This is a genomic window from Clostridia bacterium (assembly GCA_026414765.1).
In the GTDB taxonomy this organism is placed as follows: domain Bacteria; phylum Bacillota; class Clostridia; order Acetivibrionales; family DSM-27016; genus SKW86.
In genome coordinates, this window is the sequence record JAOAIJ010000017.1 from 1 (window position 1) to 11,321 (window position 11,321).

The following is an 11,321-nucleotide window of genomic DNA, read 5'->3' on the forward strand; positions in this document are numbered from 1 at the left end:
AGATGTGTATAAGAGACAGACATATACCTTATCATCTACAGTAGTGTAAACTTTTGCATCTGTAGGAGTAACAAACACGAAGTCAGCGTCAACATTATATGTTGTACCATCTTCAGTTTTACCAGTTACTGTTACTGCTTGAGCACGTTTTTCTGATTCAGTATTAGCAGCTGCTTGGCTATAGTTGTAAACTTTACCTATTGCAGCAACTTCTACAGTCTTAAGATCTTCTTTTTCAGCTATCTTTGAAGCGAATGTAAATGCACTTCCGTCAACATCTGACCAACCATCACCTGTAGTGTATACATTATCATATACCTGCAATGTAACAGTTATAGTTGCTGAACCTTTTGCTGCACCGTTAAGTGTAACTGTGTGATTGTCATCTTCTATTGCATATACAGTACCATCAGTACTTCTAAGCTGGCTACCAGTTAATTTTACTTTTCCAGCATCAGAAGTTTTAACAGTAATTCTGTAGCTCTTTGAGTTTTCTACGCCAAGAAGTGCATCAGTAAGTGTAAAGTCTCCATTGTACTGGTCTTTTACTATTACGTCAGCAAAGTCAAGAGTAGTTTTTCCATCTTTAAGTGCATTTGCTACAAAGTCCTTAGTTCCTGAGATCAAAGTAGGTTTCTTTGCTTCTGTTACATCAAACTTAAGTGTTACTACTTTGTAAGTGAAAGTAACAAATGTCAAAGTAATTGAACCTTTTTCAGTTATTGATTGAGCATCTACCATCATCTTAGCAGTATTTTTTACATAATCCTGTTCGAAAGTAACAGTAGGTGTTTTTCCACTCTGTGTTGATGAAGCAGTAGGTGTACTTGAGAAACCAGCATTTAAAGTCTCTGCACTTGTAATCTTATTACCATTTTGATCATAAGCTTCAAAAGGTACTTCTATCTTTGTACCTGCAGCTGCTACTGCAGGAGCATTTACTGAAATAGTATCAACCTTTGCAGTATTTTTAACTTCTACTGAGAAAGTAGCAATTTTACCTGTAGTCTTTGATACCATTGTAATTACAGCTGTTCCAGCCTTCTTAGTAGTAGGTGCTTCTAATGGTAATACAAGCTTGTCACCATCAATGTCTTTCTTTGCGAAAGCATATTTGTCAGCTGAATTAGCATTACTGTTTGTTGCAAGTTTAACTATTGAAGTATCGGAAACACTTACTGCAACATCTTCATTGAAGTAAGTTACATCTGTAGTTGACTTAGTTCCATCAACTAATACATTATTACCATATTGATCTTTAGCAGACATTACAAGATAGAATGTTGAGAAATCTGCTGCAGTATCAAGTGTTTTGCTATCTGCATTGTACAATTTGCTGATTGAAATTTCTGCAACTCTAGCGCCAGTTACAACTGAGAAAGTCTGAGTAGCAAAAGTAGTTGAGCTTGTATCAAGCATGCTTACTGCTACTTTATCATCAGCTTTAAATTCAGTAGTAGCATCTGCAAGTACAAGTGTACCATCATTAAAAGTATCTTTAGTTCCTCTTGAAGGAGAAACAGTTATATTACTTTCTGCATATGAAGAAGTAATATCTTCACCATATTGGTTTTCAAGCTTGTATGAAACTGTAATTTTCTTAGTATTGTCTCTTGTTATTACAGCCTTGTCACTTGGGAAAGTGATTTTTGCAACTTTTTCATTAAGAGCTGATACCTTAGCTGTTAAATCAGTAGCTGCAACACCTTTTACTGTAACAGTGTATTCGCCTTCAACTATCTTTGAAGCAAGTTCCAAAACAACTGACTTGTTGTCAGCAGTCCAAGTGTAAGTTGCTACGTTATAAGCTATTGAACCCTTAGCAACTGCGAAAGTAGCTTTAGTCTTATCAACTGTTCCGTTGAACTCTACTGTCAACTTCTTAACGCCAGTAGCTTTTACTGTAGCTGAAGTAGCAGCAACAGAATCACTTATCAAACCAACTGATTTAGCATCAGCTTCAGCAACAACCTTGTCAGCTACTAACTTTTCAACAAGAGTCTTGTCACCAGCTTTTACTTTTGATTTCAAAGCTTCAACGAGAACTTTAGCTACATCGTTGTTAGTAAGCTTTGTTACATCAACAGCTGCGCTAGCTAATTTTTCTTTAGCGAATGCGAGTGTATCAGCATATTTGAAATCGCCTTTACCTTCGTTATCGCATTTGTAACCTAATACTTCAAGCATAACTTTGTAGATCTGCTGTGGAACAGCAACTTCTGTTGGGTTGAAGTTTCCAGAAGCTGATGGAACAAAGCCATATTCTGGATGGTCATACAAGTAAGCTAAAAGGTTCTTTGCATTTCCGCCAACTTTGTCAGCATCAGCAAAGTTCTTAACTATTTTATATTCTCTTGCTTCTTTTTCCTTACCCATCAATCTGAGAAGGAATATTGCCAACTGTACTCTCTGTGTATCTTTTGCAAGATATTCAGGAGTTACGCCACCGTTACCCTGCATTACTTTGAGGGTTTCAACGATTTGTGCATCTGTCTTTGTTGCAGTAGTTTCTGCTGCGAAAGCAGGAACCATAGCTGTCATCATAACAGCAATAGCTACTACTACTGCCAAAAATTTCTTGAGATTTCTCATGCTCTCAAATCCTCCTTGTAATTGTATTGGTAGTAGGCCTACTAAATTTTAAGATCAGGTTATGCCTACTCCGCTTTTGTATATAACCTAACCCCTTGTTACTATTTGCTCAAGATAAGCGTGGTTTACCTATCTTGAATTCAAAATCATTATATCATCGGCAATTTTTCGAGTCAACATATTGATTTTAAGTGTAAAGAAATTGTAACAGAAGTGAAACAAACTATACCCTAAACGCAATAAAACTGTGTTTTAGATTATTTTTACATACACGATTATAATATAAAATAAATTTATAAGTAATATAAAAATATTAATTGCATAATATTTTTTACGGGAAATAAAATAAACTACATTATAAAAGCCGGCTTAAAAGCCGGCTTTTATGCGCTAATAGGATGACTTATCTCCCGTTGAGGTTTCTTTCAGCCATTTCTATGGCCTTCTTTACAATATTTCCGCAGTCTCTTGATGATACTGCTCCCCAACCTTCGGATTCTACCGTGTTATAGACTCCAAGTTCTTTAGCTATCTCCGCTTTTAAAGCGTCCGACATTATGCTCCTATGTCTACTCACACTACCGCCTCCTTTATATTAGCGACCTGAAACGATTCTAAAGAGCATTTTAAATACTTACAATAGAATCAGTAATTATTATTTACAATAATCGTTTTAATACAAATTGAAATTTTTTCTTTAATATATAACTTTGAATTATCTATCCCCCTTTAATACATATTACCCATAATAAAATTTCTGTTCAATGTTACACATTATTCATTATGTTAATATACTGTATTATAAATTGTTCCCCGGAAACTAATTCTAAAGATAGGTGGTTGAATTATGGCATATTCAGAAAGGGAATTATTTGCAAGACTTCTTAAGTGTGAAGCAGGTGGCGAAGGCGAAGACGGTATGAAGGCAGTTGCTACTGTCATAATGAACAGGGTGCATGTGTCCGGCGGACAGTATCTCAGAACAGGTGCCGGGGATCTCCGCAGGGTTATACAGGAGCCCAGAGAATTTACATGCTTGCTCGGAACAGTATACGGCCAGGTAAACCCCCAGACCATATGGGCAACGGCTCCGGAAGCCGTCCATTATGAAGTAGCAGATTGGGCCCTCGCAGGAAACAAACTTCCTGGAGTAGACGAGTGTCTTTGGTATTATAACCCCTTCAGGCCTACATGTGCAGCTGTTTTTCCTCGCAATGGTTCAGGTAACTTATACAATAGAGTAGGAGATCACTGTTTTTATACGCCGACCCCACTATACTGGAAAACATGATGAAACATAATTGAGATAAGTCTATCAATAGGAAATCCCAAAACAGTCTAATATTGCAGTCTTTTTAGTCAACATTATTCAAGGAGGTATTAAAATGAACAACTATTACAACTACTTACCCTGTCCAAGAGAAACTCACAATCAGACTACCGGAACACAAATGATGCCAGTCCCTGCACAGATAAGCCCGCAAATGCAGACACAAAATGGAGGAGCAATACCCATGTTCCCTTTACCTCAAATAGGAACTACCCTTCCGACAGGAATGCCCTTAGGGCCCGCCCCCACAGGAACTCCCTCCGTACCCGGGCTTGCTATTCCGGCAGGTGAACAACCCCCTCAGACTCTTCAAAGTACTCAATATACTCCAGGCTATTTAAGAACCCAGATAGGCAGAAGAGTAAGAGTAGAATTTTTAATCGGTACTAACGGTACTACTGATAGGCTGGGTACTCTTGTAGGAGTGGGTGCAAGTTATATTCTTATCCGTCCTGAAGATACAGATGATATCATGCTCTGTGATATTTATTCAATAAAGTTTGTTACATTCTACTATTAGAACTGGCTACGGGCTTTTAAAATATGGGCTATGGGAAAAAAGCAGACTGCCTAGTGCCCATAGCCTATTGCCCGGATCCTGATTATGGCTTTAGCATTTTACCCGGTTTGGCAGGCTTACTGATTTCTGTTAAAGCTTCCGAAGCTTCGGTATCAAATCTTGCATCTGCCGCCAAATCACCTATGGCAACCATACCAACCAACATATTATTCTCAACTACAGGTAGTCTTCTTATTTGGTTGCTCGACATTACGCTGCTTACATCATTGACATCCATATCCGGTGTAACAGTTGTAACACTTTTTGTCATAACATCTTTTACAGGCGTGCTTTGAGGATTATTGCCATGGGCTACATTTCTTACAACAATATCCCTATCAGTAAGTATACCAAGTACTCCGGTCTGATCACATACAGGTATAGACCCTACGTTATGCTTCTGCATAAGCTGTGCAGCCTCTGTGACAGTTGTGTTGGGATTTACATACGCGACATTCTTAGTCATTATATCTTTTACCTTCATACTATCATCTCCTTAAAATTATTTTGGAATCCGATTCTTATGAAAAATGCTCGTTTATCATGCATAAATACCGCATTCCGAAATTATTTTTCCCATAAAAAAAATAAATATTAAAGTAAAAGCCGAGACATTATTTACAATTTATATCTTTAAATATAGATGATATAATATCTTTAGTTGTTATACTTAATATAACAAAAATGACAAGTCATACTAAGGATTGATGTCTATGTTTTCTAAGCCTAAGCTTAATATAGTATTTGCAGTGGTGGGGTTTTTCATTTTTAGCTTTCTGTTTATTCAATTGTCTGTAGGTATTATAAGTCTTGCTGATATAATCAAATTCGAATTTTCAAATAAGGAGACTCTCAAGATTAATGCTTCTCTGATTAATCCTGCTGTGAAAACTCTTGCAGCCGATCCGGCCAATAAGCTTATTATGAAAGTAGAAGTCAGGGATTCAGAAGGTTTTCCTGTCCCAAAAGCCAACATCAGCCTATCTTTAGAAGGGCAACCTGTTTTTAGTGGAAATTTTGGTAAACTCTCGCATACAAAATTTAGAACTGATGAAAACGGCGAATTCCTTTTTACTTATGTTCCACCCGAGCTTGGAAAGGATTTGTTAGCAAATAAACAGCCTAATATTGAAATTACTGCAAAAATTGATAATACAAACATAAAAGCATCCCAAACTGTGAAACTGGTAAAGCCCCCTGTAGTTTTTTTACATGGTTATCAGGCTTATGCTGCAGTTTTTGAAAACTTCGGGGAATTTCTTAAGGCAAAAGGCTTCGCGTATAGCGCCTTAGATTATAAATCATCCAATGGTGTTATAGAAGCAGCGGAAAAACTTGATGAGTTCCTTCAGAAGCAGAAAATGATATATTTATCCAAGGGATTTCAGGTTGACAAATTTGATTTAGTTGCCCACAGTATGGGTGGACTGGTAGCTAGATATTATACATGCAGCGAAAGGTATATAGCAAATAGCAATGTAAGAAAAATAATATTTATTTCTGTTCCCCAGAAAGGTTCTCCGTGGGCATCAGTCGGTGCAACATATTTCAACGACCAGGGTATAAGGGATCTTGTGCCTGAAAACTTTTTATTATCAAAAGCTCTTCCTTCTATGATTAATAAAGGCCTGAACAGTTCTATTCAGACAGGAAGCATACTAGGGCAGTATGATGAAGTCGTAAGCCCGGAAAGTGCGTCTCTGGAAGAATGGAACATTAAAACTGATTTATTTTCCCTAGGTGATAATAACCTAAATTTTGACAACTTGCTTAAAGGAAATTTTAATGAATCTACAAACCATATGAGTATATTAAGTAATAAGAAGGTATTTGAAATGGTAGAACGAATGCTATATGATAACCTTCCCTATCCTATTATTAAGAAGAAATGATGTTTATAATAGAATTGTTCATAAAATCCAAAAGATATCCACACTGTTGTGGATATCTTTTTCGTTTGTTCACATACTTGTATCACTTATGTAATCAGGGTTTACTGGATTAGTATTATGTAATTGTGTAAAAACTGAGGTTTTGCTGTGGATATCTTTTTGTTTTATCCACAAGTCGTCATTACAACTTAACGGCCTGACTTAACAACTTTTTTACAAAGAGAGAATGGTGTCGTAATTTGTCGTCGTGTTGATTAATCAATAAACTTTAAGCTAATATCCATTGCCCTCACTGAATGGGTAAGTGAACCTACGGATATAATATCCACACCAGTCGAAGCTATATCAAATACTGTATCGAGGCTTACATTTCCTGATGCTTCCACTATGGCTCTGTTATTTATTAGTCTAACCGCTTCTTTCATCATTTCGAGACCCATATTATCCAGCATGATAATATCAGCTTTTGCTTCCAACGCTTCTTTTACCTGCTCTATAGTTTCAGTCTCTACTTCTATCTTTATTGTATGCGGAACATTGGCACGAGCCATCTCCACAGCCTTTTTGATTCCGCCTGCAGCTTTTATATGATTATCTTTTATAAGAACTCCGTCTGATAAACAAAATCTGTGGTTTTGTCCTCCCCCTGCCCTTACCGCATATTTTTCCAGAAATCTTAAGCCTGGTGTAGTTTTTCTTGTATCCACAATTGCAGCCTTAAGGTCATTAATCCTTTCGCAGAATTGCCTTGTTTTTGTAGCAATGCCGGAAAGCCTTTGCAATAAGTTGAGAGATGTCCTTTCGGCCTTCAGAATTGCCCGGGTATTACCCTCTATCTCTGCAATTATATCACCAAAAGAGACAGAGTCCCCATCATTATAATTTCTTTTAAAAATAGTGTTATTATCTAAAAGCTTAAATACCCTTTCAGCCACATCAAGCCCTGCTATGATACCATCCTCTTTTGCTATCAGGCGCGCACGGGATAATGAATCTGCAGAAATTAAGTTATCTGTAGTAATATCTCCTAAAGGCATATCTTCTTTTAGTGCCGATAAAATCATATTATCTATATACATATTATCTATCATATCAATTCCACCTCACATACATCCCTGTTTTTTCTTAATAATATGCTTTTTCCAGTTGGCATTATCAGTATTGGGAAAGTCAGAGCGGTAATGTGCTCCCCTGCTCTCTTCCCTTTCAAGTGCTGAATCAATAACCAACCGCGAAAGTAATACTATGTTTTGCAGTTCAAAATCCCTCAAACCTGTGTTTTCTAAATCCGAAACCATACTCCAGTATTCTTCTATCCTGCTTTGTGCAAATAAAAGACCCTCTTTATTTCTTATAATGCCTACATATTGCGTCATTATACCCTGCACATCTTTAATCAGCTTAACTGAATCAATATCCTTCTTATCTCTTTTTGAACAGATCTTTGCAGAATACTGAATCGTGCTTTGATTTTTTAGAATATTACTGACTTCACTTCCGATTTTATGTCCGAATACAAGACCTTCCAGCAATGAGTTGCTTGCAAGCCTATTTGCGCCGTGTATACCATTACATGCGGCTTCACCACATGCATAAAAACCTTTTATATTGGTTCTTCCGAATACATCTGTCTTAATTCCACCCATACAATAATGCTCTGCGGGAGAAACAGGTATATAGTCCTTGGAAATATCTATACCATAACTCAAGCATGTCTTATAAATGTTAGGAAATCTGTTTTCCAAGTATTCCTTATCCTTAAAAGTAATATCAAGGTATACATGTGTAGACCCTGTTTTTTTCATTTCTTCAAAGATAGCCCTTGAAACAACATCCCTTGGTGCAAGTTCATTCAGCTCATGATACCTGGTCATAAACCTGTCCCCGTTTTTATTTCTCAGTAAAGCTCCTTCCCCACGTACTGCCTCGGATATAAGAAAGCTTTTATTCTCAGGGTGGTAAAGGACAGTAGGGTGGAACTGGATGAATTCCAAGTCCATGAGCTCTACCCCTGCTCTATACGCAAGACCGATTCCATCCCCGGTCGCCACATCAGGGTTTGTCGTGTTTGTATAGAGCTGTCCTGATCCTCCTGTAGCACATATTACTACATTTGAAAGATATATTTTATACCTGGAGGTATCTTCGTCAAAAACCAGTATACCTTTACAGTTGTCTCCTTCTGTTAATAAATCTATAGCAAAAGTTCTTTCCTTAATTTTAACGTTATTCCGTGTTTTTACCACTGATATGAGCTTGTCACAAACTTCCTTTCCGGTAGTGTCTCCAGCATGTATAATTCTGTTTTTGCTATGAGCGCCTTCCCTTGTAAGAGATAGCTCCTGAGGATTCTTTTTATCAAAATTAACTCCGTACTGGCATAGACATTTTATATTACCTGCTGCTTCATTAACCAATACCCATACAGCATCTTCATCACATAAACCTGCACCAGCATAAAGAGTGTCTTTAAAATGTAACTCAGGTGAATCTTCCTTATCAAGAGAAACTGCTATTCCACCCTGAGCCAGTACAGAGTTGCTTATGTCTATAGTCTCCTTAGTTAATATGGCAACATCAAATGTTTCCGGTATTTCGAGAGCGGTATAAACCCCTGCTATTCCGCTTCCGATTATCAGTACATCGTGATATTCCGTTTCAATTTTTTCTGTATCAAAATCTATCAAATATCTATTTCTAATCAAAGATCATCATCCTTTTATCCGACTTGAAGCATTTTATCAAGCGCAGTTTTTGCCCGTACCCTTATTCCTTCATCAAGCTCAACCTGGTATTTCATTTCATTCAATGCATTGAACACACTCTCTAATGTTGTTTTCTTCATATTGGGACATATTAATCCCTGTGACATAAGATAAAACACTTTGTCGGGGTTATCCCTTCTAAGCTTGTACAGTACACCCATTTCGGTTCCAATAATAAATTTTTTACTGTCTGAATTATTTGCAAAGTCAATTATCTGCTTTGTGCTCCCTACAAAGTCAGCCATTTGTACTAACTCGGGCCTACACTCAGGATGTATAAGCAGTAGTGCGTCAGGATGCATCTCTTTGATCTTCTCAACTTCATCTGTTTTAATTTTATGATGTGTTATGCAGAAACCCTTCCATAAAATAATATTTTTTTCCGGAAAGGATTTTGATACATAATTACCAAGATTCTGGTCAGGTACAAAAAGAATATCTTTTTGCTTGACGGATTTTATTACATCAATTGCATTTGAAGAAGTACAACATATATCACATTCCGCCTTAACTTCAGCTGATGAGTTAATATAACAGACTACAGCAGCATCAGGATATTTTTTCTTCTCTTCTCTGAGAGCTTCTGCAGTTACCATATCCGCCATAGGACAACCCGCATCCAATTCAGGGAGTAACACTGTTTTTTGAGGCGAAAGTATTTTCGCGCTCTCTGCCATAAAATGAACACCACAGAAAACAACAATCTCAGCATCTGTAGAGGCACAATATTTACTTAATGCAAACGAATCACCTACAACATCCGCTATCTCCTGTACATCGTCTACCTGATAATTATGAGCTACTATAACAGCTTTTCTCTGTTTCTTTAACTCTAGTATTTTTTGTTTCAGTTCATTTTTATCCATTTTTTCTTACCTGCCTATAATGATTTTTACCACAATTTTGCAAGCTACATTGTTTAAAATTTCACACTTTCATCTATTGTAATACTTTAGTCCTCTTTTGTAAAGAAATTTTGAGCTTTATACCTTAAACAGAATAACTCGTCCTCTGCTCCCTCTAACTACCTATCTATAATCTTTAAAAACGAGCATTTAATACTGCACCGTTGAACGTCTATCGTTCCATGTAAATCAGAAAAGGCATACCTCTATATGCACTCAGGCTTGCTAACGAGCTTTCTGACAACTACCCGTGGCGGACTTTCAACGTTAAGTGCAGTCCAGCCTTGCTGGAATTACACATAAAAAAAAGCATATAATAATATGCTTTACTTATATATCGCATTATTTATTTTTTCTGCCCGCTTATCCATTCAAAAAAACCATATCCAACCGGAGCAACGGTAAAAAGCTCTAAAAGAATTCCAAAACTTGAACTGATAATTATCATATTTAAATATACCAAGCCGCTACTATTCCTATAAAAAAGCAAAACTGAACATATTAGCGCCCACACAATAATATGCATGAAAGAAAGTCCCTTAAATTTTCTGATTTCCTCAGGCTTGGTAATAGGCTTATTGGGATTATCCTTCGGTGCCCACTTTAAAATGGTAATAGCTCCAAAAATAGTAGTTGCTGCAATAAGTACAGCTACTATACTACTGTCCCACATCCTATAGGAGTATTGTGTAGCCATACCTGCAGCTACAAAAAGTACTGTGGATGTTACTATGCATCTTCCGTATGTGTCCATATGGAAGCCTCCCGCTAAAACTCTTAGCGAACCAAATATGAAAAGTATAATTAGTGTAGGTACTAGCGATTTTACTAAAACAGCAATTGTCAGAAGTAATACAGCTTTGACAATTGCGCCAAAAACTATCTGAAATCCGTAGTAATATACTCTACGCCTTTCATGGTTTTCTTTAAGCTGATACATCAAATAATTTGCACATGAATAAGACCAGACATGTATAAACCTCACTCTGCTACCTCCCATAATAAATCATACAAAACCATACTTGTAATAATTATACACTATCTTATTATATTAGTATATATGCATAACATTTAACAGATCATATATTGGTCAGTTCTGTTTTATTTGTTAACTCCAATATCTAAAATATATAGGCTATAAATAAAAAGAAAGCCTCATGGTATATCCATGAGGCTTTCATATAAATCTGGCAGAGACCTACTTTCCCGGGGCGCTTCCACCCAAGTATCATTGGCACTGAGAAGCTTAACTGCCGTGTTCGGTATGGGAACGGGTGT

The 11,321-nt window shown here is 36.9% G+C and carries 10 protein-coding genes and 1 rRNA gene; 3 read left to right on the top strand and 8 right to left on the bottom strand.

Translation table 11 applies throughout. The features are described from left to right. Together N3I35_06200 and N3I35_06205 are read right to left on the bottom strand one after the other, a co-directional pair. Window positions 1-2,592: hypothetical protein (locus N3I35_06200; GenBank protein MCX8129678.1), on the bottom strand; the 2,592-nt coding region annotated here is incomplete at its 3' end. Window positions 2,593-2,995: 403 nt separating this feature from the next. Next, complete coding sequence (locus tag N3I35_06205; GenBank protein MCX8129679.1) at window positions 2,996-3,169, bottom strand: alpha/beta-type small acid-soluble spore protein; 174 nt, start codon at window positions 3,167-3,169, stop codon at window positions 2,996-2,998. Between the two features lie 270 nt (window positions 3,170-3,439). Here N3I35_06205 and N3I35_06210 point away from each other — a divergent pair, with 270 nt between their 5' ends. Together N3I35_06210 and N3I35_06215 are read left to right on the top strand one after the other, a co-directional pair. Beyond that, window positions 3,440-3,883, top strand: a complete 444-nt coding sequence (locus N3I35_06210) for a cell wall hydrolase (GenBank protein ID MCX8129680.1) — start codon at window positions 3,440-3,442, stop codon at window positions 3,881-3,883. Between the two features lie 94 nt (window positions 3,884-3,977). Continuing rightward, the gene (locus tag N3I35_06215) at window positions 3,978-4,442 is read left to right on the top strand and encodes a hypothetical protein (protein ID MCX8129681.1); all 465 of its coding nucleotides are present in this window, start codon (window positions 3,978-3,980) and stop codon (window positions 4,440-4,442) included. Between the two features lie 82 nt (window positions 4,443-4,524). On the opposite strand, the gene N3I35_06220 is transcribed toward N3I35_06215, so the two are convergent. Next, entirely contained in the window at window positions 4,525-4,965 is a 441-nt protein-coding gene (locus N3I35_06220; protein MCX8129682.1) for a CBS domain-containing protein, read from the bottom strand. A gap of 229 nt (window positions 4,966-5,194) precedes the next feature. Here N3I35_06220 and N3I35_06225 point away from each other — a divergent pair, with 229 nt between their 5' ends. Further along, window positions 5,195-6,373: an alpha/beta hydrolase gene (locus N3I35_06225; GenBank protein ID MCX8129683.1), complete on the top strand. Its 1,179-nt coding sequence runs from the start codon at window positions 5,195-5,197 to the stop codon at window positions 6,371-6,373. Window positions 6,374-6,627: 254 nt separating this feature from the next. On the opposite strand, the gene nadC is transcribed toward N3I35_06225, so the two are convergent. From nadC to rrf, 5 genes are all read right to left on the bottom strand, one after another. Next, window positions 6,628-7,464, bottom strand: a complete 837-nt coding sequence (gene nadC / locus N3I35_06230) for a carboxylating nicotinate-nucleotide diphosphorylase (protein ID MCX8129684.1) — start codon at window positions 7,462-7,464, stop codon at window positions 6,628-6,630. A gap of 12 nt (window positions 7,465-7,476) precedes the next feature. Further along, window positions 7,477-9,078: an L-aspartate oxidase gene (nadB, locus tag N3I35_06235; protein MCX8129685.1), complete on the bottom strand. Its 1,602-nt coding sequence runs from the start codon at window positions 9,076-9,078 to the stop codon at window positions 7,477-7,479. A gap of 14 nt (window positions 9,079-9,092) precedes the next feature. Next, complete coding sequence (gene nadA, locus N3I35_06240; protein MCX8129686.1) at window positions 9,093-10,004, bottom strand: quinolinate synthase NadA; 912 nt, start codon at window positions 10,002-10,004, stop codon at window positions 9,093-9,095. 385 nt (window positions 10,005-10,389) lie between these two features. Beyond that, window positions 10,390-11,028, bottom strand: coding sequence for an accessory gene regulator B family protein (locus tag N3I35_06245; protein MCX8129687.1), 639 nt, complete (start codon window positions 11,026-11,028; stop codon window positions 10,390-10,392). 200 nt (window positions 11,029-11,228) lie between these two features. Beyond that, window positions 11,229-11,321 (bottom strand): 5S ribosomal RNA (gene rrf, locus N3I35_06250); the annotation flags it as partial.

Bases quoted from the DNA above. Each gene is read 5' to 3' on its own strand.
- N3I35_06225 (MCX8129683.1), top strand. From the start codon at position 5,195: ATGTTTTCTAAGCCTAAGCTTAATATAGTATTTGCAGTGGTGGGGTTT.
- nadA (MCX8129686.1), bottom strand. From the start codon at position 10,004: ATGGATAAAAATGAACTGAAACAAAAAATACTAGAGTTAAAGAAACAG.
- N3I35_06220 (MCX8129682.1), bottom strand. From the start codon at position 4,965: ATGAAGGTAAAAGATATAATGACTAAGAATGTCGCGTATGTAAATCCC.
- nadC (MCX8129684.1), bottom strand. From the start codon at position 7,464: ATGATAGATAATATGTATATAGATAATATGATTTTATCGGCACTAAAA.
- N3I35_06215 (MCX8129681.1), top strand. From the start codon at position 3,978: ATGAACAACTATTACAACTACTTACCCTGTCCAAGAGAAACTCACAAT.
- N3I35_06210 (MCX8129680.1), top strand. From the start codon at position 3,440: ATGGCATATTCAGAAAGGGAATTATTTGCAAGACTTCTTAAGTGTGAA.